Source organism: Kitasatospora sp. NE20-6 (assembly GCF_045862635.1).
This window is the reverse complement of the sequence record NZ_BPRL01000012.1, coordinates 1-26797: the sequence shown is the minus strand read 5'-3', so window position 1 is coordinate 26797 and position 26797 is coordinate 1. Positions and strand designations below refer to the sequence as shown.

Below are 26797 nucleotides of genomic sequence, written 5' to 3'. Positions count from 1 at the left end.
CTGACGGTCGGCGTCGGTCGGGGTGGTCACTGGCAGGCCTCGCAGGACTCGGGGTTCTCCAGGGAGCAGGCGATGGCGTCCTGCTCCTCCTGGCTCATGGTCGGGGCCGGCACGGCCACCGGTGCGGCGGTGGTGGCGGCGCGGGCGCCGGTGGCGGCCTGCGCGATGCGGGTGGCCGGGCGCGACCGCAGGTAGTACGTGGTCTTGAGGCCGACCTTCCACGCGTACGCGTACATCGAGCTGAGCTTGCCGATGGTGGGCGCCGCCAGGAAGAGGTTCAGCGACTGGCTCTGGTCGATGTACGGCATGCGGGCCGCGGCCAGGTCGATGAGCGCGCGCTGCGGCAGCTCCCAGGCCGTGCGGTAGAGCGAACGGACCTCGGCCGGCAGCCAGTTGAGCTCCTGCACGGAGCCGTTGGACTCGCGCAGGGCGTCCCGGGTCTGCTGGTCCCAGACGCCGAGCGCCTTCAGCTCCCGCACCAGGTACGGGTTGACCTGGAGGAACTCGCCGGAGAGGGTCTCGCGCTTGAAGAGGTTCGACACCTGCGGCTCGATGCACTCGTACACGCCGGCGATCGAGGCGATCGTCGCGGTCGGCGCGATCGCCAGCAGCAGCGAGTTGCGCAGGCCGGTCGCGGCGATGCGGGTGCGCAGCGCCTCCCAGCGCTCCGTCCACCGCGGGGTGGCCGAGCCGAAGTGGTCGATGTGCAGCTCGCCGCGGGCGGCGCGGGTCTCGCCGTACGCCTCGTGGCGGCCGAACTGCTCGGCGAGGTCCGCGGAGCGCTCGTACGCGGTGAGCATGATGCGCTCGGAGATCAGGGTGGAGAGGGCCGCCGCCTCGGCGGAGTCGAAGTCGATCCGCAGCTGGAAGAAGACGTCCTGCAGGCCCATGATGCCCAGGCCGACGGGCCGCCAGCGGGAGTTGGAGGTGCCGGCCTCGGTGGTCGGGTAGAAGTTGATGTCGATGACCCGGTCGAGGAAGGTCACCGCGGTGCGCACGGTGGCGTCCAGGCGGTCCCAGTCCATCGCGTTCAGCAGGTCGGCGGCGGTGGCGCCGGGGGCGACGTGCGCGCCCAGGTTGACCGAGCCGAGGTTGCAGACGGCCGTCTCGGAGTCGTCGGTGACCTCCAGGATCTCCGTGCACAGGTTGGACGAGTGCACGGTGCGGCCGGGCAGCGCGGTCTGGTTGGCGGCCCGGTTGGAGGCGTCCTTGAAGGTCATCCAGCCGTTGCCGGTCTGCGCCAGGGTGCGCATCATCCGGGCGTACAGGGTCTGCGCGGGGATGGTGCGCACCGCCTTGCCCGCCTGCTCGGCCTTGCGGTACGCCTCGTCGAAGTCGGCGCCCCACAGGTCGACGAGCTCCGGCACGTCGGCGGGGGAGAAGAGCGACCAGTCGGCGTCCGCGTTGACCCGGCGCATGAACTCGTCCGGGATCCAGTGCGCCAGGTTGAGGTTGTGCGTCCGGCGGGCCTCCTCGCCGGTGCTGTCGCGGAGCTCCAGGAACTCCTCGATGTCGGCGTGCCAGGTCTCCAGGTAGACGCAGGCGGCGCCCTTGCGCCGGCCGCCCTGGTTGACCGCGGCCACGGAGGAGTCCAGGGTGCGCAGGAACGGCACGATGCCGTTGGACTGGCCGTTGGTGCCGCGGATCAGGCTGCCGCGCGAACGGATCCGCGAGTACGACAGGCCGATGCCGCCGGCGTGCTTGGAGAGCCGGGCGATCTGCGCGTACCGGTCGTAGATCGAGTCGAGGTTGTCGAGCGGCGAGTCCAGCAGGTAGCAGGACGACATCTGCGGGTGCCTGGTGCCGGAGTTGAAGAGCGTCGGCGAGGACGTCAGGTACTCCAGGCGGCTCATCAGCCGGTACAGCTCGGCGACCTCGGCCACCGACTGCGCGGTGTCGCCGACCGCGAGGCCCGCGGCGACGCGCAGCAGGAAGTGCTGCGGGGTCTCGACGACCTTGCGGGTGATCGGGTGGCGCAGCAGGTAGCGGGACTGCACGGTGCGCAGGCCGAAGTACTCGAAGCGGTCGTCGCCCTGCCGGTCGATCAGGGCGTCGAAGGCGGCGGCGTGCTTCGCGACGAAGGCGGCCGTGGTGTCGCCGATCAGGCCCTCGGCGTGGCCGACGGCGACCGAGGCGGCGAAGGACACCGCGCCCTGCGAGACGGCCTCGTCCTGGATCTCCAGGGCGAGCAGCCGGGAGGCGAGCTTCGAGTACTGCGGGTCCTCGGCGATCATCGACGCGGCGGCCTCCACGGCCAGCCCGCGCAGCTCGGCGAAGTCCGAACCGGCGTGGCGGCCGCGCAGCGCGGCGGCGGCGACGTGGCCGGGGTCCACCTGGGGGAGATCGGTGCTGCGGTCGGTGAGCAGCCGGAGCAGAGCAGCACCGGGGTCGGGCCGGTCGGATCCGGCAGATCCCTGGGAGGGCAGGGTGACTGAGGCAGCGACGGTCAAGGCGCACTCTCTCCTGTGGCGGCAGCGGACGGCGGCGTTGCCCGGACCGCGCGTGGCAGGGGAGGACGGCACGCCGGACCGCGAAGGGGCGTGCGTCGTCTACCCGGCCCACCCGCGTGGCCTGGACGGTACTGCTGTGCTTCAAGGCATCTGCGGGGAAGCCGTGTGGCACACCGTCGGCAGGTCCTCGGACTGTGCGGTCCCCGGCGTCGCGGGCCGCTCACCGTTGCGGGGCAGTCCCGGACTTCCACCGGATTCCCCTGCGTCGACAGCGAGAGTGAGCATACATGTAGTGGTCGCTCGTTGATGTGCCCCCATATCTTGTGCACGTTACGTGTCGTCCTGATGGCGCCCGGCCGCGACGGCACAACGGAGGCCCGCCCGTGCGGACACGCTGCGTGTCCGCCGGACGGGCCGGGCCCAGCCGTCAGAAGGTCAGTGAGTACACCATCAGCGGCCCGAGGCCCGGCCGGGGCGACCAGTCGCGGTCCGGGCTGCGGCGGAAGCCGAGCCGCTCGTAGAGGCGGTGGGCGGCGGACATGTCCGCCATCGTGGAGAAGGCCATGCCGGCGAGTCCGAGCGCGCGGCTGCGGTCCACCGCCGCCGTGACGAGCGCCGCCCCGACGCCCCGGCCGCGGGCGGACGGGGCGACGGCGAGCATCCGGATCTCCCCCTCGTGCGGCCCGGCGACGTCCGCCCAGGGGGTGCCGCCGGGGGCGAAGGTCACGCTGCCGAGGACACGCCCGTCCGCCGGGTCGACGGCGACGAGGAGCTCGGCCTCCTCGCTGCGGGGACGGGCGTCACGGAGGCGGGCCGCGTAGGCGCTGCCGGGCGCGGTGTGGCCGCCGGCGACGAAGGCCTCGACCGTGACGGTTCCGGCCCCTGCGAGGTCCTCGGCGAGGGCCCGGCGGATGACGATGTCCATCCGTCCAGTCTGCCGCCGCCGGGGACGCCGGGACCGGCCGGGGTGTCGTGCAGGCGGCCGGGGAGGTCCGGGTCGGCCGGGTACCCGCCGGGACGGTGCCAGTTGTCGCGCCCCTGGCGGGAGTTCCGGTCGACGTCGCGGCCGACGAGGGCGCCGATCAGGCCGAAGCCGCCGATGACGGAGAGGAGGACGGTCGCGTCGGTGAGCATCGAGGAGGTCATGTCCCCACTCTGGCCGGGTGCCGCGGCACCGACGAGTGGCAGGAAAGACCACTTGCATCGAAATCCTGCCAGCGCCATGCTGGAGCCATGCTGAAGAACGTCGTCGCCGTCGTGCTGGAGGACGTCCACCCCTTCGAACTCGGCGTGGCCTGCGAGGTGTTCGGACTCGACCGGGCCGAGGAAGGCCTGCCCGTCTACGAATTCGGCCTCGTCTCCGACACCCCCGGGCCCAAGCGCACCCACGCGGGCTTCTCCGTCGACGTCCCGTACGGCCCCGAACGCCTCGCCGGCGCCGACCTCGTCGTGCTCACCGCCACCGGCCTGCGCGACACCTACCCGCCCGTGCTGGTCGACGCCCTGCGCGCCGCCGTCGACGGCGGCGCCCGGGCCCTCTCCATCTGCAGCGGCAGCTTCCTCCTCGGCGCCGCCGGCCTCCTCGACGGCCGCCGCTCCACCACCCACTGGAGGCACGCCGCCGAGATGGCCCGCCGCTTCCCCCTCACCACCGTCGAACCCGACGTCCTCTACGTCGACGAGGACCCGGTGATCACCTCCGCGGGCACCGCCGCCGGCATCGACGCCTGCCTCCACCTCGTGCGCAAGCTGCAGGGCGCCGAGGTCGCCCGCGCGATCGCCCGCCGGATGGTCGTCGCCCCGCACCGGGAGGGCGGACAGGCGCAGTTCATCAGCCGGCCGCTGCCCGAACCGGGGGTCGACTCCCTCACCGGCGTCCTCGACCGGATGCGCCGCCACCTCGACCAGGACGCCACCGTCGACAGCCTCGCCGCCCTCGCCCACATGTCGCCCCGCACCTTCGCCCGCCGCTTCCGGCAGGAGACCGGCACCACCCCGCACCGCTGGCTGACCGGCCAGCGCATCCTCCTCGCCCAGCGGCTGCTGGAGGGCACCGACGAACCCGTCGACGCGGTCGCCGCCCGCTGCGGCTTCGGCAACGCGGCCACCCTGCGCCACCACTTCGGCCGCCGGCTCGGCACCACACCGCAGGCGTACCGGCGGGCGTTCGCCGGGCCCGCCGGCACGCCGGACGCCCGGCAGGAGGTGCCCCTGCCGGGCGTCTGACCGCCGCGGAGGGCCGCTCAGCGGCCGACCGCCGCCGCCCCGGCCCGGGCGAACTGCTCGTCCAGGTCGCCGCTCGGCGCACCCGCCACGCCGATCCCCGCCACCGGTGCGCCCTGCACCTGCACGGGGGCGCCGCCGGCCAGGAACAGCGTGCCCGGGATGTCCTTCAGGTTCGGGGCCTGCGCGAGCCGCCCGGCCAGCTCCGAGGTCGGCGCGTTCCACGACACCGCCGTGAACGCCTTGCGCACCGCGGACTCCGGCGACTGCGGGCCCGCGCCGTCACCGCGCAGCGTGACCACGGTGGTGCCGTTGCGGTCGACCACCGCCACCGACACCCGCTGCCCGGCCTTCTCCGCCGCGTGCAGCGCCGCCTGGGCGGCCCGGGTCGCCGCGTCCACCGACAGGTGCGAGGAGGTGACCACGTTCCGGCCGTCCACCGCGACCGCCGCCGGGGCCCCGCCGCCCGCCGCCGCGCCGCCCGCCGTGTCCGCGCTCGCCGACACCGCACCGAACGTGCCCGCACCGAGCGCCGCCACCGCCACCGCACCGCCGAGCACCCGGGCCCTCACCGACGTCTTCCGCATGGTTCCGCTCCTCCTGCGATCACCGGCGGGGCCCGTACGGCCACCGCCACACCCCGATCCTCCGGCCGCCGCAGGCCCCGCCGGGTCGTCCCCCGGGCCCGCTTCCGCAGGCATCATGGACGACAGGGGGGTCGGCCGATCGGATGATGCGCGGCCGCCCGGGACGGGTGAGGATCGCCACGACGCACGAGAGACGGAGCAGGTCGCAGCAGATGGATCGGACCCCCGAGGCCCCCCGGACCCCCCAGGCCCTCCGGCCCCCGACGCCCGCACCCGGCGCCGGCGCCGGCACCCCGGACGCCCGCTGGCTCCCCGCCGTCCTCGACTCGGCCTTCCTGCTGCTGCTCGCCGCCGCCCTCACCCGCTACCTCACCCACCACCCCGGCAACCCCGCGGCCCCCTGGGTGACCGGCCTCGGCGCGGCGCTGGCCGCCGCCCAGCTCACCGGCCCCCGGCTGCGCAGCCGCCCGGCCGCCCGGGCCGCCCTCGGCCTGGTGGTCGCCCTGTGGGTGGTGCTCGTGCTGCTGGCCCCGAGCTTCGCCTGGTGCGCCGTACCGCTCGTGTACACCGTGCTGCGCACCCTGCCCGCACGGGCCGCGCTGCCGCTGGTCGGCGCGCTCACCGTGCTGGTGGCGGTCGGCCAGGCCCGCCTCCCCGGACCGGCCGACGCCACCCTGCTGCTCCTGCCGCCCGCCGTCGCGGTGCTGGCCACCGCGGTGTTCCTGTCGATGCAGCGGCAGACCGAGCGGCAGCGGGCGCTGCTCGACGACCTCGTCCGCACCCGGCGCGACCTCGCCTCCACCGAACGCCGCGAGGGCACGCTCGCCGAGCGCGGCCGGCTCGCCGCGGAGATCCACGACACCCTCGCCCAGGGCCTGTCCAGCCAGCAGATGCTGCTGCAGGCCGCCGACCGCACGTGGGACACCGACCCGGCCACCGCCCGCGGGCACGTCCGGACGGCCGCCGCCGTCGCCGCCCGCAACCTGGCCGAGGCGCGCCGCTTCGTCCACGACCTCGCCCCGGCGGAGCTCGCCGACGGCGGGGGCCTCGACCGGGCGCTGCTCGCGCTCGCCGAGCGCGAGCGGGCCGAGACCGGGCTGCCCGTCCGCCTGCACGTCGACGGCGAGCCCGCGCCGCTGCCGCCCGCCGCGCAGGCCGCCCTCCTGCGGATCGCGCAGGGTGCCCTGGCGAACGTCCGGGAGCACGCGGACGCCTCGGCGGCCGTGCTCACGCTCTCCTACCTGGGCGACCAGGCGGTGCTGGACATCGCCGACGACGGCCGCGGCATCCCGCCCGCCGTACGGCCGGAGGCCCGGCGCGGGCACGGACTGCGGGCCATGCACGCCCGGCTGCGGCAGCTCGGCGGCACCCTCACCGTCGAGAGCTCCCCGGGCGAGGGCACCGTCGTCTCCGCCGCCGTGCCGGTCGGCCCCGGGCGGGCGGCATGAGCGCGCCCGTCCGGCTGCTGGTCTGCGACGACCACGCCGTCGTCCGCGCCGGCCTGCTCGCGCTGCTCGCCAGCGCGGCCGGCATCGAGGTCGTCGGCGAGGCGGGCAGCGGCGAGGAGGCCGTCGTGCTGGCCGCCCGGCTCCGCCCGCAGGTCGTGCTGATGGACCTCCAGCTCGGCGCGGGCATGGACGGCGTCGAGGCCACCCGGCGGATCACCGCCGGGCCGGACGCGCCGTACGTGCTCGTGCTGACCACCTACGACACCGACGCCGACATCACCCGGGCGATCGACGCCGGCGCGACCGGCTACCTGCTGAAGGCCGAGCGGCCCGAGGAGCTGTTCACCGCCGTGCAGGAGGCCGCGGCGGGCCGCACCGTGCTCTCCCCGCCGGTCGCCTCCCGGGTGATGGCCCAGATGCGCGCCCCGGCCCGCCGGCTCACCGCGCGCGAGCTGGAGATCCTCGGCCGGCTCGCCGAGGGCCTCGGCAACCGGGAGATCGCACGGGCGCTGTTCGTCAGCGAGGCGACGGTGAAGACGCACCTCGGCCGGATCTACGCCAAGCTCGGCGTCGACACCCGCGCGGGCGCGGTGGCGGCGGCGAAGGAGCGCCGCCTGCTGCGGTGAGCTACCCCGGCAGGTGGCCGGTGGCGTTCCAGCCGTCCGCCCGCAGGCGTCCGTCGGCGGCCCGCCAGAGGCTGGCGGAGCAGTTGCCGACGGGTTCGAGGGCCATCAGCTGGGGCTCGGTGAGCCGGTCGAGGACGTGCCGCAGCATCAGCACGGTGCAGTCGTGCGCGACGACCAGCACCGGCCGGCCGGCCTCCTCCTCGGACAGGTCGCGCAGCACGCTGCGCACCCGCAGGGCGACGTCCAGCCAGGACTCGCCGCCGGGCGGCCGGTAGTAGAGCTCGCCCATCCGGCGGCGCCGGGCGGCCTCCGCCGGGTGCTCCTTCTCGATGGCGGCCCGGGTGAGCATCTCCAGCACGCCGAGCTCCCGGTCGCGCAGCCGCTCGTCGTGGCGCACGGGCAGGCCGACGGGTACGGCGCCGAGCCCGGAGGCCTGGGCGAGGGCGATCCGGGCGGTCTCGACCGTGCGGACGTACGGGGAGCACCACACGGCGCGCGGGCGGTCGGCGGGCGGCAGTTCGGCCCACCAGCGGCCGAGCGCCTGGGCCTGCGTCTGGCCGTGCATGGTGAGCGGGATGTCGGCGTCGCGGCTGGTGATCGGCACGCTCAGCGCGCCGCTCTCGTCGGCCCGCCGGAACTCGACGTTGGCGACGGACTCGCCGTGCCGGGTGGCGATCAGGACGGACGGGAGCGGGCGCCCTCCGTCGCGTTCGGTGCGGTGTCCGTTCAGGATGGTGCCGGCCTCGGCCATCGGCGTCTCCCCGTCTGCGTCGTCGTTCCGCGCCGTCGCGCCGGCGCTGTGGCGGCGCCCCCGGGTGGTGGGGGTGGCGCGCCCGTGGGGAGCCGCGCCCGACGCGGTGCCCGCGCCGCCTCCTCCAGTGTTGTCGGAGGTGGCGGCGCGAGCACAGGGCGCACGAGGGGCGACCCGGTGCGCCGTCTCGCACGGCGCGCCCGTGGCCGGGCCGCCCTGCGGTCAGTGCGCCGTCGCGGGCTGCGGGGCGGTGTCCACGGCCGTGTCGCCGGCGTCCGCGGTGTAGTCGGTGCGGACGGTCTCGTCGGCGCCCTCGGGGGCCTTGAGGGACTTCAGGACGAGCGTGAGGACGACGGCGACCGCGAGGTTCAGCACGAAGGCGGTGAGGCCGATGTAGCCGATCTCGCCGATCCACGGGATCTCGTGCGAGCTGCCGCCGAAGTGCTTGGTGGCGGCGGACTTGATGCCGTACGCCGTCCAGGTGCCGTAGCCCATGCCGACGGCCCAGCCCGCGAGCAGCGCCCAGCGGTGGAACCAGCGGGTGAAGAGGCCGCCGACGATGGTGACGAAGGTCTGCAGGATCCACAGGCCGCCGAGGAGCTGCAGGTTGATCGCGAACTGCTTGTCCATCGTGAGGACGAAGGCCAGCGCGCCGACCTTCACCAGCAGCGAGGCGATCTTGGCGACCCGGGTCTCGTCCGCCGGGGTGGCCCCGGGCTTGAGGAACTCCTTGTAGATGTTGCGGGTGAAGAGGTTGGCCGCGGCGATCGACATGATCGCGGCGGGCACCAGGGCGCCGATGCCGATCGCCGCGAAGGCGACGCCGGTGAACCAGTCCGGGAACATGTTCTCGAAGAGCTGCGGCACCGAGAGCTGCGCGTTGAAGCCCTTCACGCCCTTGCCGACCCCGGCCGCGATGGCCATGAAGCCGAGCAGCGCGAGCAGGCCCAGCATCAGCGAGTACGCCGGCATGATCGCCATGTTGCGTCGCACCGTGTTGCGGGACTTCGAGGCCAGCACGCCGGTCACCGAGTGCGGGTACATGAACAGCGCCAGCGCCGAGCCGAGGGCGAGCGTGGCGTACGTCCAGTGCGCGCTCGGGCCGAGCACCAGCGAGCCGGACGGCTTGCCGGTCGCCGGGTTGACCGTCGAGAACTTCTGCGCGGCCGCGTCGAAGATGTGCCCGTAGCCGCCGAGCCGCATCGGGATGTAGATCACCGCGACGATGATCACGATGTAGACCAGGGTGTCCTTGACGAAGGCGATCAGCGCGGGCGCCCGCAGCCCCGACGAGTACGTGTACGCGGCGAGCACCGCGAACGCCAGGAACAGCGGCAGGTCCTTCATGAACCAGTTGCCCGAGCCGCCGACGCCCAGCACGTCCAGCACCGCCTGGATGCCGACCAGCTGCAGCGCGATGTACGGCATGGTCGCCAGGATGCCGGTCAGCGCGACCACCAGCGACAGCGACTTCGAGCCGTACCGCCCGCGCACGAAGTCCGCCGGGGTGACGTACCCGTGCACCCGCGAGACCGACCACAGCCGCGGCAGGAACAGGAACACCAGCGGGTAGGCGATGATCGTGTACGGCACCGCGAAGAAGCCCGCCGCGCCCGTGCCGTAGATCGCCGCGGGGACGGCCACGAAGGTGTAGGCCGTGTACAGGTCGCCGCCCAGCAGGAACCAGGTGACCCAGGTGCCGAAGCTGCGGCCGCCCAGGCCCCACTCGTCGAGGTGCAGGGCGTCGTCCGCCCGGCGCCAGCGGGAGGCGAGGAAGCCCATCACGCTGACGAGGGCGAAGAAGAGCAGGAAGACGGTCAGCGCGGTGACGTTGATGCCGGTGTGCATCACTGCTCACCCGCCGTGCGCGCGGCCTTGCGGGCCTTCTCGTCGCGGTTGATCAGGAGGTAGGCAGCGACCGTGAAGAGCGCCGACACCGGCACCCACATCAGCTGGTACCAGTAGAAGAACGGCACCCCGCCGAGCTCCGGGTCGGCCTTGGTGTACGAGGACACCCAGAGCATGACCACCACGGGCACGGCGAGGCAGAGTCCGGCCAGCACCCGGGCGGGCGTGACCGCGGGCAGGACGCCCGGGGGATTTTCCGACGACATTGAACGGCTCCGGCTGAAGAGGTGTCACCTCTGCGGCGCCGCAGCGCACATCGCTGTGCGCCCGCCGAGCAGCACCCTGGGTGATCGACAGGACGCAGCGAAATTTAGGGCACGGCGTGACCTGTGTCACTACGTGCGGGCGAAGTTTCGCCATGTCCGATCAGACCGGGCGCAGGATCCTCACGCCGGGCGCTGCAGGCGGGTGATGAACTTGTACCGGTCGCCGCGGTAGATCGAGCGGACCCACTCCACCGGTGCGCCCTCGGCGTCGAACGAGTGCCGGGAGAGCTGCAGCATCGGCAGCCCCAGGTCGGAGCCGAGCAGGCCGGCCTCGCGCGGGTTCGCCAGGGTGGTCTCGATGGTCTCCTCGGCCTCGGCCACGGTGACGCCGTACACCTCGCGCAGCGCGGTGTAGAGCGAGTTGTGCTTGACGAGGTTGCGGCGGAGCGCCGGGAAGCGCTTCGCGGAGAGGTGCGCGACCTCGATCGCCATCGGGTCGCCGTTGGCCAGGCGCAGGCGCTCGATCTGCAGCACCCGGCTGCCCGGCTTGATGTCGAGCAGCGGCGCGAGCCGGTCGTCGGCGCTGATGTAGCCGACCTCGATGAGGCGGGAGGTCGGCTCCAGGCCCTGCGCGCGCATGTCCTCGGTGTACGAGGTGAGCTGGAGGGCCTGCGCGACCTTCGGCTTGGCGACGAACGTGCCCTTGCCCTGGATGCGCTCCAGACGGCCCTCGACGACCAGCTCCTGCAGGGCCTGCCGGACGGTGGTGCGCGAGGTGTCGAACTGGGCGGCGAGCGCCCGCTCCGGCGGCACGGGCGTGCCGGCGGGCTGCGTCTCGGTCAGCTGCAGCAGGTGGCGCTTGAGCCCGTAGTACTTCGGCACGCGCGCAGCCGTGCCGGCTGCCGCCGTGGACTGCGCCGGCACCGAGGTGCCTTCCGGGAGGGCCGCCGTGCCCCTGTCGCCGCTCATGGCCGCTCTCACTCCTCGCCCTGCAGCCGTCACCGGCTCCTCCGTCGTTGTATCAGCACATGGTTGCACGCGTGGGCCGCCGGAGGGGAGCTCCGGCGGCCCCGGTCCCGTCCTGCGGCCGGTCCCGTCCTTCGGGGCGTCAGGCGGACGCCGCGCCCAGGGCGAGGCCGGCCAGCGCCTCGGCGGCGGCGACGCCGCAGACGCGGGCCCCGCCGTGGGTGGCCAGCACGGTCACGCCGGGGGCGCCGAAGGCGTCGGCGAGGTCGTGGGTCGTGCCGATCTCCACCACGACGGCGTCGGGCCGGGCGGCGGTCAGGGCGCGGGCCGCGCGCAGCATCCACGGGTGCCGGTGGACGTCGCGGACGACGATCACGAGCGGCCGGTTGACCGCGGCGCCGAGCACCGGCCGTACGTCGACGTCGGCCCCCTCGGCGGCGACCGCCACGTGCAGCAGGCCGGAGCCCTCCATGCGGGTGGCGGGGGCGCCGACCCGGGTGTGGGTGGTGCCGGGGACGAGCTCGGCGAGCGGGCCGGAGACGCCCCACGGGGTCTGGTCGCCGACGGCGATGTTCGCGCCCGGGGAGAACTCCACGACGTGCGGCACGCCGTTCACGGGCCGCAGCTCGCCGTGGATGCGCAGGGCGCGGCGGGCGGCGGTGAGGCCGATGCCGGGCTCGGCGTGCGCGCCGGCCTGGGCGCGGCGCTCGGCCGCGGACCAGCGGGCGACCGCGCGGTTGCGCTCGGCGGCCTCGTGCAGGCGCTCGGCGGACAGGCGGCCCTCGCGGACGGCCCAGACGAGGGCGTCGCGCAGGTAGAGGAAGGCGGCCTCGTCGTCCAGGCCGCCGCCGACGCAGATGGTGTCGGCGCCGGCCGCGACGGCCTTCACCGAGCCGGCGGCGACGCCGTGGGTGCCGGAGATGGCGCCCATCTCGATGCCGTCGGTGACGATCAGGCCGCGGTAGCCCAGCTCCTCGCGGAGCAGGCCGGTGAGGATCTCGCGCGACATGGTGGCGGGCAGCCGCTCGTCGTACGCGGGGAAGAGGATGTGCGCCGTCATGATCGACTTCACGCCGGCCGCGATGGCGGCGCGGAAGGGCTTGAGGTGCTCCTGCACCTGCTCGGGCGTGAGGTCGATCCGGGGCAGGCCGAGGTGGGAGTCGCCGGAGGTGTCGCCGTGGCCGGGGAAGTGCTTGGCGCAGGCGGCGACGCCGGCGGACTGCAGGCCGCGGACGTAGGCGGCGGTGTGCCGGGCGGCGAGGTCGCCGTCGGCGCCGAAGGAGCGCACCCCGATCACCGGGTTGTCCGGGTTGGAGTTGACGTCGGCGTCCGGCGCGTAGTCGAGGTTGACGCCGACCGAGGAGAGGTCGAGGCCGATGGAGCGGGCGACGCGCTCGGTGAGGTCGGTGTCGTCGACCTCACCGAGGGCGAGGTTGCCCGGGTAGGAGGAGCCGCTCGCCACTTCGAGGCGGGTGACGTCGCCGCCCTCCTCGTCGGTGGCCACGAGCAGGTCGCCGTTGAGGGCGTACATCTCCCCGGTCAGCGCCGCGACCTGCTGCGGGGTACGGATGTTGCGGCCGAACAGCGCGACGCCGCCCAGCTCGCCCGAGCCCAGTCTGCGGCGCAGCCACTCGGGGGTGGTGAGCCCGACGAAGCCCGGCTGGAGCACCGCACCGGCGTCCGTGAGCAGTTCGACGCTTTCCGTACCGGGAGTCGCCATGGTTCCTTCCCTGGGTGGGTGGTGTGCGGGGAGTGCGGGGGGCGAGGGACTAGCCCTTGACCGCACCGGCGGTGAGGCCCGCCGACACCTTCTTCTGGAAGATCACGAAGAGCAGGATCACGGGCAGCGACACCATGAGGGCGCCGGCCATCTGCGAGCCGTAGTCCGCGCCGCGGGTGGGCGTGGTGGCGTAGAAGGTGAGCCAGATCATCGAGGTCTTCTGGCCGCCGGTGGAGAGCAGCACGTTGGCGACGATGAACTCGTTCCAGGCCTGGATCCAGCTGTAGACGCCGGTGGTGACGAGGCCCGGGAGGGTGAGCGGCAGGATGACCCGGAAGAAGGCGCCCCACTGCGTGCAGCCGTCGACCATGGCGGCCTCGTCGAGCTCGGCCGGGATGTTGACGATGAAGGAGCGCAGCGTCCAGATCACGTACGGCACGGTGAAGACCAGGTAGGCCAGCATCACGCCGAAGAGCGTGCCGGTCATGCCGGCGTTGTTCATCACGACGAAGAGCGGCACGATGATCGCCAGCAGCGGCACCATCTGGACGACCAGCATGCTGACGATGAAGAAGCTGCGGCCGCGGAAGTTGAACCGGGCGACGGCGACGGCGGCGAGGAAGCCGACGACCAGGCCGAGCAGCACCGCGCCGACCGTGATGATCACGGTGTTCTGCAGGGCCGGCAGGAAGTCCGCGTCGTCGAAGATCGTGGTGTAGCTGTCGAACGAGAAGGAGCTCGGCCAGAAGGTCGGGTCCTTGGCGATCAGGTCCTTGTTCGTCTTGAACGTGGTGATGATCATCCAGTAGATCGGGAAGCCCATCACCACGGCGAAGCCGAGGCCGAGGGTGTTCCAGAACGCCGTCATGCCGCGGCTGCGGCCGGTGACACGGGCCTTGGCCCGGACCTTGGGGGCGGCGGCGGGGGCCTGGGCCTGTACGTCGAGGGTCGCGGTCATCGGTCCTGGGCTCCGATCTTGAGCATCTGGCGGATGTAGAAGACCAGCACCGCCAGCATGAGGAGGATCATGACGATCGAGATCACCGAGCTGTCGCTGTAGTGCGAGGCGACGATGCCCTTCTGGTACAGGTAGGTGCCGATCGTCCAGTAGCCCGGCTCCGGGGAGGTGTTGCGCAGCGAGAAGATCTGCGCGAAGACCTGGAAGTCCCAGATGAAGCTGAGCGCGGCGCTGATCATCAGGAACGGCTTGATGACCGGGACGACCACGTGCCGGAACGCCTGGAAGGGGCCGGCCCCGTCGAGGGTGGCGGCCTCCAGGAGCTCCTTCGGCACCTGGGTGAGCGCGGCGTTGAGGCCGAGCACCAGGAACGGCAGCGCGCCCCAGATGATGACGGCCGCGCCGACCACGTACAGGCCGACCGTGGGGTCCGCGAACCAGTCGTAGTGCTTGGTCTTCTCGTCGCCGGTGAAGAGGAAGCCGATGTAGTCGACCACGCCGCCGTTGGAGGCGAAGAGCCAGCGGAAGACGGTGCCGGTGACGAGCGCGGGGATGGCCCAGACGAACATCATCACGGTGATGCAGATGATCTTCACCCAGCCGGAGACCCGGTTGAGCAGCAGGGCGAAGAGCATGCCCAGCACCATCGAGAGGACCACCAGCTCCACCGTGAAGTACACGGACCGGAGCACGACCTCCCAGAACTGGTCGTCGCCGAACATCTTGGTGTAGCCGTCGAACCCGATGTACTTCGCGAGCGCCGGGTTGACCAGGTACGCGTACCGGTTGATGTTCAGGAACGACAGGTCGAACAGCTTGTACAGCGGGTACGCCAGCACGCCCACCAGGGCCACGGCGGCCGGCAGGATCATCGCGTACGGGATGTAGTGGCCCGCGGCCAGGAAGCCGCTGCGCTGCGGCTCCCGCGCGGGGGCGGGCCCGGACGTCTCGGACCGGGGCACGGTCTCGTTGGTGGTCACACTCATCAGGGTCCTTCCCGGGCCCGCGGAACTGGTCGCTACCTGGCGCAGGGGTGGGCAGCCCGCATCTGTCGCGGACTGCCCACCCCCTGCCCTCAGTGCCGGCCGTCGGGACGGGTCGTCCCGGGCCTGCGGTCAGTCACGTCAGCCGTTCAGGTCCTTCACCACGGTCTCCTCGACCTTCTTGAGCTCGGTGGCCGGGTCGCCGCCGGCGGCGATCGCACCGAAGGCGGTCTTCAGCGCGGTCTCGTCGGCACCGGACCACAGCGGCGAGTTCGGGATGAACCAGGTCAGGCCCTCGGCGGCGTCACCGGTGGCCTTGTTGGCCGGCGCGGCGGCCTTGTAGGCGGCGACCAGGTTCTTGGCGTTCGGGATCGCGAACTTCGCGAGCTCGGTCTGCTGCTTGGTGTTGGTGTAGATCTGCAGGAAGGTCGCGCCCAGGCCCGGGTTGGCGGACTTGGCCGGGACGGCCAGGTCGGAGCCGCCGAGGAAGGCCGGGGTCGGCTGGCCCGCGGCGGTGCCGGGGAGCGCGATGGAGGCGAGCTTGTCCTTCAGGCTCGGGTCACCGGTCTTCGGGTCGGCGACGGAGCCGAGCTCCCAGCCGTTGCCGACGATGGCGGCGATGTTGCCCTTGGCCATCAGGGCGTCCTGGGTGGCCTCGTCGGTGGTGGTGCCGCCGACCGAGAACTCCTTCTGCAGGTCGTTCCAGGTCTTGACGCCCTCGACGAACTTCGGGTCGCTCAGGGTGCCGGTCCACTTGTCGCCGTCGGCCTTGGCGACGATGTTCTTCACGCCGAAGGTGCTGGCGCCGAAGGAGGCGGCGGTGTACCAGTTCTGGCCCGGGAGGTAGAGCGCGGAGAAGCCCGGGGTGGAGGCGTTGGCGGCCTTGACCTTGGTCAGGGCGTCCTTCAGCTCGGCCAGGGTGGTCGGGGCCTGGGTGACGCCGGCCTTCTCGAAGAGGTCCTTGCGGTAGATCAGGACGCGGGCGCCGGCGTAGTACGGGATGGCGTAGGTCTTGGAGCCGTCCGGGGTCTGGCCGGAGGCGGCCAGCGAGTCCAGGTACTTGTCCGAGTTGTCGAACTGGCCCTTGACGCCGGTCAGGTCGACGAAGGAGCCGGCCTCGATGTACTTCGCGGTCTGGGTGTTGCCCAGCTCCAGCGCGTCGGGGGCGTTGCCGGAGAGCAGCGCGGTGTCGAGCTTGGTGGTGTAGTTCGTCCAGGTCTGCCACTGGATGTCGACCTCGGCGCCGGTCTTCTCCGTGAACTCCTTCTTGGCGGCGTCGACGACGGCCGGCCAGCCCTTCTGGGCGTCGTCCATCAGCCAGACGGTGATCTTCTTGCCCTTGCCGTCCGTGCTGAGCGTCGCCTGCTTGGCGTCACCGGAGGACCCGGACGAGGAGCAGGCCGAGGCGACGAGCACAGTGGCAATGGCGGCCACGGCGGCGATCTTGCGGTTCAAACCATCCTCCAGAGGGATGAGCAAGGAATGGGCACCGGGCTGTTGGGCCATGGCCCTGAAGCGACGTGCCTTGGGGGGAGTGTCACCGGTGAACGCGGATGCGGAAGAGCGGGGGTGGAGCGGCAACCGGCCTGGTGGAGTAGACCATTGGTGTAGACCAACTGCCCTGGAGATTGGCACGTACCAAAGAAGACCGTCAAGGGTTCTCGACGGCTCGGTGCACACCGTTATCAACGCTTGACACTGCCGTGCGCTTCTGGTGGCCGGCCGGGCTTGGCCTGGACCATCCAGGGGGCGAAAGCGGCGAATCCCCCAGGAAAGGGCATAGGTGGGCGGTGATCGGCCCCCAGCCCTAACCCAGCCTCAAGTGGGCCTTAAGAGTGCCTTGATGGAGCATGTGGTGAGGGTGTGCTCACTCTTCGCAGTTGCTTGACAACGGGTCTGCAACGACTGGTGCGTACGCACCGGCCCGCCGTTGACTCCCCCAGTGGTCTGGTCCACTCTCGGCGAACTGGTCTGTACCAGAGCGCAGATCGGCCCCGAACCTCCGGAGGAAACGTGAAGCGGCAGTTGACGGCGGCGATCGGCTTGGCGGCCCTGGTGGCCGGTGCAGTGGGATGCAGCAGCGGAGGCACCGCCGGCCAGGACGCCGCAGCCTCTGCCGCTGCCGAGACCGGCACCGTCACCGTCTGGCTGATGGGCGAGGCCCAGACCACCTGGCCCGAACTCGTCCAGCAGGTCAACGACGAGTTCGCCGCCAAGTACCCCAAGGCCGAGCTGCACCTGCGGTACCAGACCTGGAAGGACAAGGTCGGCAACCTGGACGAGGCCCTGAAGGCCAACAGCGCCCCGGACGTCGTCGAACTCGGCAACACCGAGACCATGAAGTACATCCTCAACGGCTCCCTGGCGCCGGTCGACCGCTCCAGCTACGACAACAACGAGACCTGGATCCGCGGCCTCGTCGACACCTGCACCTACCAGGACAAGCTCTTCTGCGTGCCCTACTACGCCGGCGCCCGCGTCGCGCTCTACAACTCGGCCATGTTCAAGGAGGCCACCGGCTCCGAGGCGGTGCCGGCCACCGAGGACGAGCTGCTCTCCGCGCTCGACCGCGTCCAGTCCGACAAGCGCGGCCAGAAGTCCTTCTCGGCCCTCTACCTGCCCGGCCCCTACTGGTACGCCGCGATGTCCTACGTCGCCGCGTACGGCGGCAGCATCGCCCGCTTCGACGACACCGGCCGCTGGCACGGCACGCTGAGCGAGCCGAAGTCCCGGCAGGGCGTCACGCACTTCATCGGCCTGGTGAAGAAGTACAACCACGGCGACCTCAAGGCCGACGAGCTCGACCAGGCCGCGGTGCTGGGCAAGCACCGCACCGCGATGCTCTACGGCAACGGCTGGGAGGTCGCGGGCGCGCTGGAGCCGCTCTCCGGCGACCCGAAGCTCAAGGACGTCCTCAGGGTCACCACGATGCCCGGCCCGAACGGCAAGCCGCTGCCCTCCTTCATCGGCGGCTCCGACCTCGCGGTCACGGCCGGCTCGAAGGTCCAGGACCTCGCCAAGGACTGGGTCCGGATGTTCACCAGCGCCAAGTCGCAGCAGGTGCTCGCCGACAAGGACACCCTGCCGAACAACCTGACGCAGCTCGCCCCGCTGAAGTCCAAGCCCGCCACCGCGGCCGCCGCGAACGCCGTGCCGGACGCGTGGTTCACCCCGGTCGCCCCGGGCTGGGCCGCGATCGAGAAGCAGAAGGTGCTGGTGGAGATGCTCGACGACATCCTCGCCGGCGCCTCGGTGGAGGCCGCGACGACCGCCGCCGACGCCCGCATCGACCAGCTGATCAACAACCCGTCCTGAACCGGCCGCCCGGGCGCCGGAATGTTTTCCGGTGCCCGGGCACCGTAGGATCGACGCGACACACCATTCGCAGCGAGTGTGCGGACTCGCCGCCGTGAGGTCCCCGCCGGGCAGCCGCCCGTCCGGGGTAGAACCATCTCAACGGAGGCACCCCCGATGTCCGACCAGCAGACCGTCTCGTCCGTCCCCGGCAGGATCATGGCGGCGGAGATGGCCGAGCAGCCGGCCGTCCTGCAGCGCATCCTCGACGAGGGCGCGCCGAAGATCCGCGAGATCGCGGCCGAGATCGCCGCCCGCAACCCGCGCTTCGTGCTGCTCACCGCCCGCGGCACCTCCGACAACGCCGCGCTGTACGCCAAGTACCTGATCGAGGTGCTGCTGGGCAAGCCCGCCGGCCTCACCTCGATGTCCACCACCACCGCGTACGGTGCCCGGCCCGACCTCACCGACTGCCTGGTGATCACGGTCAGCCAGTCCGGCGGCTCGCCCGACCTGGTGGCCTCCACCAAGGCGGCGCGCGAGGCCGGTGCGATCACCCTGGCCGTGACCAACAACGCCGGCTCGCCGCTGGCCGAGGTCTCGGAGTTCCACATCGACGTCCTGGCGGGCCCGGAGAAGGCGCTCCCGGCCACCAAGACCTACACCGCCGAGCTGCTCGCGCTGTACCTCTTCGTGGAGGGCCTGCGCGGCGGCGACGGCTCCGCCGCCAAGGACCTGCCGGAGCTCGCCGCGGCCGTCCTCGCCCGCCAGCCCGAGGTCAAGGCCCTGGCGGAGCGGTACCGCTTCGCGCAGCGCCTGGTCATCACCTCGCGCGGCTTCGGCTACCCGACCGCCCGCGAGGCGGCGCTGAAGCTGATGGAGACCACCTACATCCCGGCCTCGCCGTTCTCCGGCGCGGACCTCCTGCACGGCCCGCTGGCCATGGTGGACAACGTCTCGCCGGTCATCGCGATCGTGCCGGACGGCAAGGGCGGGGAGGCCCTGCAGCCGGTGCTGGACCGCCTGCGCGGCCGCGGCGCCGACCTGGTCGTCGTCGGTCAGCAGGCGCAGGTCGAGGCGGCGTCGGCCGGCTTCGCCCTGCCGCCGGGCGTGCCCGAGGAGGTGCAGCCGATCCTGGAGATCCTGCCGCTGCAGCAGCTCGCGTACGAGGTCACCATCGCCCGCGGCCAGGACCCGGACGCCCCGCGCGCCCTGGCGAAGGTCACCGAGACGCACTGACGCGGACGCGAAGGAGCCCCCGGCCTCGGCCGGGGGCTCCTTCGCGTGGTGCGGGCGGCGCGGGCGCGCGCCGTACGGGTGCGGACAGCACTACGGGCCACGGCGCCGCGTCGGGACCCTCAACCCAAGCGGCACCGCAGCCCGGAGCTGTCGTCGGCGGCCGGTGTGGCCGGGAGTTGTGCGGGACTCCCGGTCTCCGGTGCCGACCGTGGAGCTTCCTCGCGCGGTCAGGGCAGTGAGCGCGGGGACGTCTCCATGGTGCTTCTCCATTGTGGACTAGACCAATCCGGCTTGTCCAGAGGTCCGCCGCGATTGGTCTGGACAACAGCGGGGAAGGTCCGGACCGGTCGTTTTGGTTAGGCTCGCCCTGTGCCTTCGTTGAACGAACTCGTCCGCCGCCACACCACCCTCACCGGTGCCGACGTGGAATGGCTGCACCTCCTGGTCTCGGAGTGGCAGCTGCTCTCCGACCTCTCCTTCGCCGACCTCGTCCTGTGGATCCCGACCTGGGACGGCATCCGGTACGTCTCGGTCGCCCAGATGCGGCCCAACACCGGACCGACCTCGTACCACGACGACATGGTCGGCCACCTCGTGCCCCGCGGACGGCGGCCGCTGCTGGACGCGGCCTTCGACGAGGGCCGGATCGTCCGCGAGGGCGATCCCGAGTGGCGCGAGGAGGTGCCCGTCCGCGTCGAGTCCATCCCGGTCCGGCGCGAGGGCCGGGTGCTCGGGGTGATCGCCCGCAACACCAACCTGCTGACCGTCCGTACGCCCAGCCGGCTGGAGCTCACCTACCTGCAGAGTGCGTCCGACCTCGCGCAGATGATCGCTGCCGGAACGTTTCCCTACCCCGCCGAGCAGGCGGACATGGACGCGGCCCCGCGGGTGGGCGACGGCCTGATCAGGCTCGACGCCGACGGGGTGGTCACCTACGCCAGCCCCAACGCCCTCTCCGCCTACCACCGGCTCGGCCTCACCGCCGACCTGGTGGGCAGTCACCTCGGGCGCGCCACCGCCGAGTTGGCGCCGCCGTCGCGCTCCGCCGTGCACGAGGCCCTGGTCAAGATGGCCAGCGGCTGGGCCCCGCGGCAGACCGAGGTCGAGGCGCAGGGCGGCGTCGTCACCATCCGCTCCATCCCGCTCAAGCCCAAGGGCATCCTGACCGGTTCCCTGGTGCTCTGCCGCGACGTCACCGAACTGCGCCGCCGCGACCGCGAGCTGATGACCAAGGACGCCACCATCCGGGAGATCCACCACCGGGTGAAGAACAACCTGCAGACCGTCGCGGCCCTGCTGCGGCTGCAGTCGCGCCGGATGGACTCGGAGGCCGCCCGGGCCGCGCTGGACGAGGCGGTGCGCCGGGTCGGGTCGATCGCCCTCGTGCACGAGACGCTCTCGCAGACCCTGGACGAGGAGGTGGCCTTCGACGAGATCGCCGACCGGGTGCTCGCCATGGCCCTGGAGCTCTCGCAGGACGGCATGGTCTCCACCCGCCGGTCCGGCAGCTTCGGCATCCTCGGCGCCGAGGTCGCCACCCCGCTCGCGATGATCCTCACCGAACTGCTGCAGAACGCCCTGGAGCACGCCTTCGGCCCGAAGGCCCCCGGCACGCTGGAGATCAGCGCCCTGCGGGGCCGGGCGCCCTCGACCGGCATGGGCTGGTCGGAGAGCTGGAACGGCGGGGTCAAGCCCGAGGAGTACCTGCTGATCACCGTGCAGGACGACGGCCGGGGCATGCCGGAGGACTTCGACCCGCAGCGGTCCGGCAACCTCGGCCTGCAGATCGTCCGCACCCTCGTCACCGGCGAGCTCGGCGGCACCTTCGACATGGTGGCGGGGCCGGACGGCGGCACCCGGGTCGTCCTGGAGATCCCGGTGAAGTGAGGACCGCGGCGCACGCCCCCCGGCCACGGCTCACGCGGGGTGTGCGCCCCCGGGCCGCCACGGCTGCCGGGCCGGTGGTTCCGGTGGTTCCGGTCCTGCCCGGTGTCGCCGACCGCTCCGGCCCGGGGCCGGGAGACGGAAGCCCCGGGAAACAGAAACGAGGCCCTGCCGACCGGGGGGGTGGGTCGGCAGGGCCTCTCGACCCGTTCCGGCCGTCGGGGGGAGTCGGCCGGAACGGGGGCTCTGTGTGGGGCGACGCGGCCGTGCGTTGCGCACGGTGAGCGGCCCAGGTCCACGATATTGCTCTCAGTGAGCAGTATCAAGGCCCCTGGCCGCCCGGCGTCGTCGGGGTCGCGCCGTGATGCGGGACCCGTCGTGCGGAAGGCCCTGCGTGGAGCGGGAGACAAGGCCTTTGATCATGGGTTGATCAGGTGTACTGCGACGGTGTGTCAGGCGGTGCGGGCGCGGTTGCGGGCGGCGCGGCGCTTCATCGCACGACGCTCGTCCTCGCTCATACCGCCCCAGACGCCGGCGTCCTGGCCGGTCTCGAGCGCCCACTGCAGGCACTGGTCCATGACAGGACAGCGGCGGCACACGGCCTTGGCTTCCTCGATCTGCAGCAGAGCAGGACCGGTGTTCCCGATCGGGAAGAACAGCTCCGGGTCCTCTTCGCGGCAGACAGCGCGGTGGCGCCAGTCCATGGTCGTCCAACTCCTCCGGTCGGCGGGGGTGGCCCCTCCGACGCAATCGACGGCTTGTGAATGTGAACGCTTTCACGAATCCCCCGACAGCAAAACGGACCAGAGGCCCATCGGGCCCGGGTGGTCTGCGCTGAGGTGGGGTTCGGGCGATTCGAGGGAGTGCCGCGGGTTCCGCTGCGGCCCGTCCCGATCGCCATGTAGAGGTTCGCAAACCTCGGGCCCGTATACAACCCCCTTCGGCAATGAATTTTTGATTCTTCGGTGTCGCCTAGCTCACAGCCCGTACTTCTATGGGGTGAAGGGGGCTAGCGCGTTCGAGAAGAAGGGGCGAGGCCCCTTCTGGTCACACAATCACACGCAGTGCCCGCCGAACGCCTGTGAAACTGACGCGACTCCTGTCTCCAAGGTGGTCCCCGTCGACCTGAAACGGGGCTGGTTCCTGTGAAACCAAGGTGAAGTGCCGGACGTCGTGATAGGAGACGACGTGCTTTCCGGTCGGTCCGGAGGCGTTGCGGCCGCCGTCCGCAGGGGTGTGCGACCGCAGGATCTGACGGACCGTTCGAGCCGTACCGAACGCCGTCATCCGGGTGATGCCGAAGATGTCGAGGTGCGTGTCGAACGAGGCGGAGGGGGAGGGGAGCACCGGGCGGTTCCCCAGGTACGTCCACGGCGAGGTGTTGGACACTATCGACAGCACCAGCCCCGGCACCGGCTCCTGGCCGTTGATCTCCAGGGTGACCGGGCCGTTCCGCCGGTGCTCACGCTCGGTGACATAGTGCCGGAGCGCCTGGTTGACGTAGAGCGCGTGCGTGGACTTCCGGCCCGCCGTGCGCTGGTCCTCCACCCGGCCCACGACGCCGGCGTCGAAGCCCAGCCCCGCCGTGAAGGTGAACCAGCGGTCCGGGTGCCCCTCCGTGAAGGCCTTGCCCAGCCCGATCGACCGCTCCCGCCGCCCGGCCAGCGCGTCCAGCAGCGCGCCGGTCGCCTCCACCGGGTCGTTCGGCAGGCCCAGCGCCCGGGCGAAGACGTTCGTCGAACCGCCCGGCACCACCGCGAGCCGCGGCACCCGGTCGGACGGGCCGTGCGCCAGGAGACCGTTCACGACCTCGTTGACGGTGCCGTCGCCGCCCAGGGCCACCACCAGGTCGACCCCGCCGCCCTCGGCGGCCTCCCGCGCCAGGTCGCCCGCGTGCCCGCGGTACCCGGTGTGCGCGACCTCCAGCTCCAGGTCGCTGCGCAGGGCGTGGATCAGCACGTCGCGGGTGCGGCCACTGGTCGTGGTCGCCTTCGGGTTCACGACCAGGAGAGCGCGCATGACCCTCAGCCTACGGGTCGGTACGCGGGGGACGGCGGCTACCCTGCTGGGGTGACCGCAGAAACCGCCCAGCCGTCCCCCGCCCCCGCGTCCGGCCAGGAGGCGGCCCCCGGCGCCTCCGGCGGCCGGCCCGCCCCGTTGGTCGCCGGTGCGGCGATCACCCTGCTCCAGGGCGCCGCACTGGCCGTCTGGGGGCTCTACGACGTCGTCGCCGGGCTGGTCGGCGACGAGGCGTGGCTCGGACGCAGCGAGGCCGGCGCCGTGGTGCTGCTGCTGATGGGGCTCTTCCCGCTGCTGGCCGGGCGCGCGCTGCTGCGCCTGCGCCGCTGGGGCCGCAGCCCGGCCCTCCTGACCAACTCGATCTGCCTGCCGGTGGCCTACTACATGTGGGAGGTCGGCGGCGCGATGAAGGCGGTGGCGGTGGCCGTGGCGGTGCTCGGCCTGGCCGGCATCACGTCGCTGCTGCACCCGCGGGTCACCGACGTGCTGTACCGGGCCGGCTGACCCGGTCCGTACGCCCGGTCCGTACGCCCGGTCCGGGAACGTGCGGACGACGGACGGTGGACGACCGACGACGGACGGCGGAGGCCCGAAGGGTGATCCCTTCGGGCCTCCGCCGTGCCGTGCAGGGGCGCGGTCACTCCTCGACGAGGAGCTTCTCCCGCAGCTGGGCCAGGGTGCGGGCGAGCAGCCGGGAGACGTGCATCTGGGAGATGCCCACCTCGGCGGCGATCTGCGACTGCGTCATGTTGCGGAAGAAGCGGAGCACCAGGATCTTCTGCTCGCGCGGCGGCAGCTGGGCCAGCAGCGGCTTCAGCGACTCGCGGTACTCGACCCCCTCCAGCGCCTCGTCGGTCGCGCCGAGGGTGTCCGCGACGGCCGGCGACTCGTCGTCGCTGTCCGGCACGTCCAGCGAGAGCGTCGAGTACGCGTTGGCGGACTCCAGGCCCTCCAGCACGTCCTCCTCGCTGATCCCGAGGTGCTCGGCGAGCTCGTGCACGGTGGGCGAGCGGCCGTGCCGCTGCGAGAGCTCGCTGGTCGCCGTGGTGAGCGACAGCCGCAGCTCCTGCAGGCGGCGCGGCACGCGCACCGCCCAGCCCTTGTCGCGGAAGTGCCGCTTGATCTCGCCGACGATCGTCGGGGTCGCGTAGGTGGAGAACTCCACCCCGCGCTCGTGGTCGAAGCGGTCCACCGACTTGATGAGGCCGATGGTGGCGACCTGGGTGAGGTCGTCCAGCGGCTCGCCGCGGTTGCGGAAGCGCCGGGCGAGGTGCTCGACCAGGGGGATGTGCATCCGCACCAGCTGGTTGCGGATCTCGACCCGCTCCGCCGAGCCCTCCGGCAGCTGCGAGAGCCGCACGAACAGGGCCCGGGCGGCCTCGCGGTCCGGTGCGCCCGAGCGGTGGCCCTGGGCGGGCACCGCGCTGCGGACGAACGCCGCGGCGGTCCGCAGCTCCTCCTCCGCAGGGGCGTCCGCCGTGGCGGCGGGCTGCTCCGGTGTCGGATCGGTCGGTTGGGTCATCCGGTGGGCGTCCTTCGGGTACGCGTCGTCGGTCGGGGAGGCGTCGGCGATGCGGGCAGCGCTCGCCTGGGTCGGTACGGCCACGTCTGCGGTGGCCGCCGGCACCGCGGCGGCACCTGTGCGGTCCAGATCACTCATGGCGATCACCCGTTCCGTTCCGGGAGCACTTCACTGACTGCACCGCAGTGGCCTGCGGTACGGGGAGGCCGTACGCGTCCGGCACCGTCCCTGACGAACGGCACCCGCGCGTACGGCCCTCGGGTGCAGGGCGCTACGGCAGGGCCGGAGCGCCGCCGCGCTTCTTGTTCAGGCTGATGCTGACCGTCCGGTCCTCGGCGACCGAGGACTCGACCTCGCCCGCCAGGGCCGAGAGCACCGTCCACGCGAAGGTGTCGCGCTCGGGAGCGCGTCCGTCGGTGGTCGGGGCGGAGACGGTGACCTTGAGCGAGTCGCCGACCAGCCGGAACTCGCAGCTCAGCACGGAGCCGGCGACGGCCTGCTGGAGCAGGATGGCGCAGGCCTCGTCCACCGCGATCCGCAGGTCCTCGATCTCGTCCAGGGTGAAGTCCAAGCGGGCCGCGAGGCCCGCCGTCGCTGTTCGCAGCACCGAGAGGTAGGCCCCCGCCGCGGGCAGCCGGACCTCCACGAAGTCCTTCACGTCGGGCTCGCCGTCGATCTGGGACACCCTCACCTCCTGGGTGACGCGCGGTGCTTGCGGCCGGACGGCCTCGGCACTTCCACTTGCTTGGCTCAACTGCTTCGCCCCAACTCGTCCGAGGGGTGGTGCGGTACGTACCGGTCATACCCACCCGGGAGAGTCCGAACGCCGCGCATCCGCCCGAGACGTTACCGCGTAGGGCGGGCCGATGTCGCGATCTCCGGCCACGATCACGGGAAAGGGCGACTAGCGGGTGGATCCGCCCAGGTCGGCGAGGGCGTCGTCGGTGAGCCGGAAGACCGTCCACTCCTCCATCGGCACGGCGCCGAGGGACTTGTAGAAACCGATCGACGGCTCGTTCCAGTCGAGTACGGACCATTCCAGCCGGGAGTAGCCGCGTTCCGTGCAGATCCGGGCGAGCTCGGTCAGCAGGGCCTTGCCGTGGCCCCCGCCGCGCCGGGAGGGCCGCACGTAGAGGTCCTCCAGGTAGATGCCGTGGGTGCCGCGCCAGGTGGAGAAGTTGCGGAACCACAGCGCGAACCCGACGGGCTCCCCGGTCGTGTCGTCCTCGGCGATCAGGCCGAAGACCGCGGGGTGCTCGCCGAACAGCGCGTCGTGCAGCTGCTCCTCGGTGGCCCGGGCCTCGTGCACGGCCTTCTCGTACTCCGCGAGCTCGCGGATCATGGCATGGATGACGGGGACGTCGGAGGCCTGCGCGGAGCGGATCATACGGCGAGGGTACTCGGACGCACCGGCGGGGCGGAAAGGAGAATCCCGGCGGTCACCCTTCGTCCCAGGCCTGGATCGACGTCTGGTCGACGATCCGGCCGTCCCGCAGGTCGGCCATGGAGGTGGCCAGCACCCGGGTGCCGTCGGGGTACCGGCAGGACTCCATGAACGCGAGGTGGTCGCCGTCGACGACCACCTGTTCGAGCGTGTGGGTCATGTCCCGGCCGTACACGTCGGTCAGCATCTCCGAGATCGAGGACCGGCCGTGCATCACCATCGGGTGGCTCGGCTGGGTCCGGCGGTCGATCATGCGGATCTCGGCGTCGTCGGCGTACAGCGCCAGCAGGGCCGACGCGTCCTGCCGCTCGATGCCCCGGCGCAGGGCCTCGGTGTCAAAGGTCGGTGCCGCAGCGGTGCCCATCGCGGTCTCCCTCGTTCGTGACGGCGGGACGGACCGGTGCGGTTCGACCCGCTGCTCCGAGCCTACGCCGCGCGGCCGGTCCCCGGTACGCGGGCGGCGGGGGGTGCCGGCGGCCCGGCGCGGCGGGGGCGCGGGCGGGGGTGCGGGCGGGCAGGGCGGGGGAACGGCGAGGGCCCGGGGGCGGCGGGGCGCCCCCCCCGGGCCC

General features: G+C 72.4%; 24 protein-coding genes and 1 riboswitch. Of the genes, 7 read left to right on the top strand and 17 right to left on the bottom strand.

All coding sequences use genetic code 11. The annotated features are described in order from the left end of the window. Nucleotides 1-26 precede the first annotated feature (26 nt). Nucleotides 27-2426: a ribonucleoside-diphosphate reductase subunit alpha gene (locus tag SNE206_RS13055; protein ID WP_407913608.1), complete on the bottom strand. Its 2400-nt coding sequence runs from the start codon at nucleotides 2424-2426 to the stop codon at nucleotides 27-29. 184 nt (nucleotides 2427-2610) lie between these two features. Then, nucleotides 2611-2741, bottom strand: a riboswitch (cobalamin riboswitch). 136 nt (nucleotides 2742-2877) lie between these two features. Beyond that, on the bottom strand, nucleotides 2878-3375 hold the full coding sequence (locus SNE206_RS13050; protein ID WP_407913479.1) for a GNAT family N-acetyltransferase: 498 nt from the start codon (nucleotides 3373-3375) through the stop codon (nucleotides 2878-2880). 308 nt (nucleotides 3376-3683) lie between these two features. Here SNE206_RS13050 and SNE206_RS13045 point away from each other — a divergent pair, with 308 nt between their 5' ends. Continuing rightward, nucleotides 3684-4676 (top strand): GlxA family transcriptional regulator, encoded by a 993-nt coding sequence (locus SNE206_RS13045; protein WP_407913478.1) that lies wholly within the window; start codon nucleotides 3684-3686, stop codon nucleotides 4674-4676. 17 nt (nucleotides 4677-4693) lie between these two features. On the opposite strand, the gene SNE206_RS13040 is transcribed toward SNE206_RS13045, so the two are convergent. Next, a complete protein-coding gene (locus SNE206_RS13040; RefSeq protein ID WP_407913477.1) occupies nucleotides 4694-5260 on the bottom strand; it encodes a GlcG/HbpS family heme-binding protein in 567 nt (188 codons plus the stop codon). Between the two features lie 212 nt (nucleotides 5261-5472). Here SNE206_RS13040 and SNE206_RS13035 point away from each other — a divergent pair, with 212 nt between their 5' ends. Together SNE206_RS13035 and SNE206_RS13030 are read left to right on the top strand one after the other, a co-directional pair. Beyond that, on the top strand, nucleotides 5473-6708 hold the full coding sequence (locus SNE206_RS13035) for a sensor histidine kinase (protein ID WP_407913476.1): 1236 nt from the start codon (nucleotides 5473-5475) through the stop codon (nucleotides 6706-6708). Continuing rightward, the gene (locus SNE206_RS13030) at nucleotides 6705-7334 is read left to right on the top strand and encodes a response regulator (protein WP_407913475.1); all 630 of its coding nucleotides are present in this window, start codon (nucleotides 6705-6707) and stop codon (nucleotides 7332-7334) included. Before SNE206_RS13035 ends, SNE206_RS13030 begins: the two co-directional genes overlap by 4 nt. A 1-nt stretch (nucleotide 7335) precedes the next feature. Here SNE206_RS13030 and SNE206_RS13025 read toward each other — a convergent pair whose 3' ends face one another. From SNE206_RS13025 to SNE206_RS12990, 8 genes are all read right to left on the bottom strand, one after another. Continuing rightward, the gene (locus SNE206_RS13025) at nucleotides 7336-8085 is read right to left on the bottom strand and encodes a histidine phosphatase family protein (protein WP_407913474.1); all 750 of its coding nucleotides are present in this window, start codon (nucleotides 8083-8085) and stop codon (nucleotides 7336-7338) included. 222 nt (nucleotides 8086-8307) lie between these two features. Next, nucleotides 8308-9933, bottom strand: coding sequence for a monocarboxylate uptake permease MctP (mctP, locus tag SNE206_RS13020; RefSeq protein ID WP_407913473.1), 1626 nt, complete (start codon nucleotides 9931-9933; stop codon nucleotides 8308-8310). Then, nucleotides 9933-10199, bottom strand: a complete 267-nt coding sequence (locus SNE206_RS13015) for a DUF3311 domain-containing protein (protein WP_407913472.1) — start codon at nucleotides 10197-10199, stop codon at nucleotides 9933-9935. The genes mctP and SNE206_RS13015 overlap by 1 nt, the downstream gene beginning before the upstream one ends. Nucleotides 10200-10379: 180 nt before the next feature. Beyond that, nucleotides 10380-11168, bottom strand: coding sequence for a GntR family transcriptional regulator (locus tag SNE206_RS13010; protein WP_407913471.1), 789 nt, complete (start codon nucleotides 11166-11168; stop codon nucleotides 10380-10382). Nucleotides 11169-11307: 139 nt separating this feature from the next. Further along, nucleotides 11308-12885 (bottom strand): glycoside hydrolase family 3 protein, encoded by a 1578-nt coding sequence (locus tag SNE206_RS13005; protein ID WP_407913470.1) that lies wholly within the window; start codon nucleotides 12883-12885, stop codon nucleotides 11308-11310. A gap of 49 nt (nucleotides 12886-12934) precedes the next feature. Then, the gene (locus SNE206_RS13000; RefSeq protein WP_407913469.1) at nucleotides 12935-13843 is read right to left on the bottom strand and encodes a carbohydrate ABC transporter permease; all 909 of its coding nucleotides are present in this window, start codon (nucleotides 13841-13843) and stop codon (nucleotides 12935-12937) included. After that, nucleotides 13840-14829 (bottom strand): carbohydrate ABC transporter permease, encoded by a 990-nt coding sequence (locus SNE206_RS12995; protein WP_407913468.1) that lies wholly within the window; start codon nucleotides 14827-14829, stop codon nucleotides 13840-13842. Before SNE206_RS12995 ends, SNE206_RS13000 begins: the two co-directional genes overlap by 4 nt. Before the next feature lie 138 nt (nucleotides 14830-14967). After that, nucleotides 14968-16281 (bottom strand): extracellular solute-binding protein, encoded by a 1314-nt coding sequence (locus SNE206_RS12990; RefSeq protein ID WP_407913467.1) that lies wholly within the window; start codon nucleotides 16279-16281, stop codon nucleotides 14968-14970. A 558-nt stretch (nucleotides 16282-16839) separates the two neighbouring features. Here SNE206_RS12990 and SNE206_RS12985 point away from each other — a divergent pair. The 3 genes from SNE206_RS12985 to SNE206_RS12975 all read left to right on the top strand — a co-directional run bounded on the left by SNE206_RS12985 (nucleotide 16840) and on the right by SNE206_RS12975 (nucleotide 21246). Beyond that, complete coding sequence (locus SNE206_RS12985; protein WP_407913466.1) at nucleotides 16840-18141, top strand: extracellular solute-binding protein; 1302 nt, start codon at nucleotides 16840-16842, stop codon at nucleotides 18139-18141. 156 nt (nucleotides 18142-18297) lie between these two features. Further along, nucleotides 18298-19359 carry an SIS domain-containing protein gene (locus SNE206_RS12980; protein WP_407913465.1) on the top strand — a complete coding sequence of 354 codons (1062 nt, stop codon included), beginning with the start codon at nucleotides 18298-18300 and terminating at the stop codon, nucleotides 19357-19359. Nucleotides 19360-19728: 369 nt separating this feature from the next. Beyond that, nucleotides 19729-21246, top strand: coding sequence for a sensor histidine kinase (locus SNE206_RS12975; RefSeq protein WP_407913464.1), 1518 nt, complete (start codon nucleotides 19729-19731; stop codon nucleotides 21244-21246). Nucleotides 21247-21695: 449 nt separating this feature from the next. Here the strand turns inward: SNE206_RS12975 and SNE206_RS12970 are convergent, their stop codons facing one another. Further along, the gene (locus SNE206_RS12970) at nucleotides 21696-21947 is read right to left on the bottom strand and encodes a WhiB family transcriptional regulator (protein WP_030267905.1); all 252 of its coding nucleotides are present in this window, start codon (nucleotides 21945-21947) and stop codon (nucleotides 21696-21698) included. A 343-nt stretch (nucleotides 21948-22290) separates the two neighbouring features. Further along, on the bottom strand, nucleotides 22291-23262 hold the full coding sequence (locus tag SNE206_RS12965; protein WP_407913463.1) for a diacylglycerol/lipid kinase family protein: 972 nt from the start codon (nucleotides 23260-23262) through the stop codon (nucleotides 22291-22293). Nucleotides 23263-23313: 51 nt separating this feature from the next. On the opposite strand from SNE206_RS12965, the gene SNE206_RS12960 reads away from it, so the two are divergent. After that, on the top strand, nucleotides 23314-23766 hold the full coding sequence (locus tag SNE206_RS12960; protein WP_407913462.1) for a hypothetical protein: 453 nt from the start codon (nucleotides 23314-23316) through the stop codon (nucleotides 23764-23766). Nucleotides 23767-23899: 133 nt separating this feature from the next. Here SNE206_RS12960 and SNE206_RS12955 read toward each other — a convergent pair whose 3' ends face one another. From SNE206_RS12955 to SNE206_RS12940, 4 genes are all read right to left on the bottom strand, one after another. After that, nucleotides 23900-24922 (bottom strand): RNA polymerase sigma factor SigF, encoded by a 1023-nt coding sequence (locus SNE206_RS12955; RefSeq protein WP_407913461.1) that lies wholly within the window; start codon nucleotides 24920-24922, stop codon nucleotides 23900-23902. Between the two features lie 133 nt (nucleotides 24923-25055). Further along, a complete protein-coding gene (locus tag SNE206_RS12950) occupies nucleotides 25056-25469 on the bottom strand; it encodes an anti-sigma regulatory factor (RefSeq protein WP_407913460.1) in 414 nt (137 codons plus the stop codon). A gap of 219 nt (nucleotides 25470-25688) precedes the next feature. After that, nucleotides 25689-26171 (bottom strand): N-acetyltransferase family protein, encoded by a 483-nt coding sequence (locus tag SNE206_RS12945; protein WP_407913459.1) that lies wholly within the window; start codon nucleotides 26169-26171, stop codon nucleotides 25689-25691. A gap of 52 nt (nucleotides 26172-26223) precedes the next feature. Beyond that, nucleotides 26224-26592, bottom strand: a complete 369-nt coding sequence (locus tag SNE206_RS12940; RefSeq protein WP_407913458.1) for a nuclear transport factor 2 family protein — start codon at nucleotides 26590-26592, stop codon at nucleotides 26224-26226. Between the last annotated feature and the right edge of the window lie 205 nt (nucleotides 26593-26797).

Excerpts from the sequence above, each read along its gene's own strand:
- SNE206_RS13050 (WP_407913479.1), bottom strand. The coding sequence starts at position 3,375 with ATGGACATCGTCATCCGCCGGGCCCTCGCCGAGGACCTCGCAGGGGCC.
- SNE206_RS13045 (WP_407913478.1), top strand. The coding sequence starts at position 3,684 with ATGCTGAAGAACGTCGTCGCCGTCGTGCTGGAGGACGTCCACCCCTTC.
- SNE206_RS13040 (WP_407913477.1), bottom strand. The coding sequence starts at position 5,260 with ATGCGGAAGACGTCGGTGAGGGCCCGGGTGCTCGGCGGTGCGGTGGCG.
- SNE206_RS13035 (WP_407913476.1), top strand. The coding sequence starts at position 5,473 with ATGGATCGGACCCCCGAGGCCCCCCGGACCCCCCAGGCCCTCCGGCCC.
- SNE206_RS13030 (WP_407913475.1), top strand. The coding sequence starts at position 6,705 with ATGAGCGCGCCCGTCCGGCTGCTGGTCTGCGACGACCACGCCGTCGTC.
- SNE206_RS13025 (WP_407913474.1), bottom strand. The coding sequence starts at position 8,085 with ATGGCCGAGGCCGGCACCATCCTGAACGGACACCGCACCGAACGCGAC.
- mctP (WP_407913473.1), bottom strand. The coding sequence starts at position 9,933 with ATGCACACCGGCATCAACGTCACCGCGCTGACCGTCTTCCTGCTCTTC.
- SNE206_RS13015 (WP_407913472.1), bottom strand. The coding sequence starts at position 10,199 with ATGTCGTCGGAAAATCCCCCGGGCGTCCTGCCCGCGGTCACGCCCGCC.
- SNE206_RS13010 (WP_407913471.1), bottom strand. The coding sequence starts at position 11,168 with ATGAGCGGCGACAGGGGCACGGCGGCCCTCCCGGAAGGCACCTCGGTG.
- SNE206_RS13005 (WP_407913470.1), bottom strand. The coding sequence starts at position 12,885 with ATGGCGACTCCCGGTACGGAAAGCGTCGAACTGCTCACGGACGCCGGT.
- SNE206_RS13000 (WP_407913469.1), bottom strand. The coding sequence starts at position 13,843 with ATGACCGCGACCCTCGACGTACAGGCCCAGGCCCCCGCCGCCGCCCCC.
- SNE206_RS12995 (WP_407913468.1), bottom strand. The coding sequence starts at position 14,829 with ATGAGTGTGACCACCAACGAGACCGTGCCCCGGTCCGAGACGTCCGGG.
- SNE206_RS12980 (WP_407913465.1), top strand. The coding sequence starts at position 18,298 with ATGTCCGACCAGCAGACCGTCTCGTCCGTCCCCGGCAGGATCATGGCG.
- SNE206_RS12970 (WP_030267905.1), bottom strand. The coding sequence starts at position 21,947 with ATGGACTGGCGCCACCGCGCTGTCTGCCGCGAAGAGGACCCGGAGCTG.
- SNE206_RS12965 (WP_407913463.1), bottom strand. The coding sequence starts at position 23,262 with ATGCGCGCTCTCCTGGTCGTGAACCCGAAGGCGACCACGACCAGTGGC.
- SNE206_RS12955 (WP_407913461.1), bottom strand. The coding sequence starts at position 24,922 with ATGAGTGATCTGGACCGCACAGGTGCCGCCGCGGTGCCGGCGGCCACC.
- SNE206_RS12945 (WP_407913459.1), bottom strand. The coding sequence starts at position 26,171 with ATGATCCGCTCCGCGCAGGCCTCCGACGTCCCCGTCATCCATGCCATG.
- SNE206_RS12940 (WP_407913458.1), bottom strand. The coding sequence starts at position 26,592 with ATGGGCACCGCTGCGGCACCGACCTTTGACACCGAGGCCCTGCGCCGG.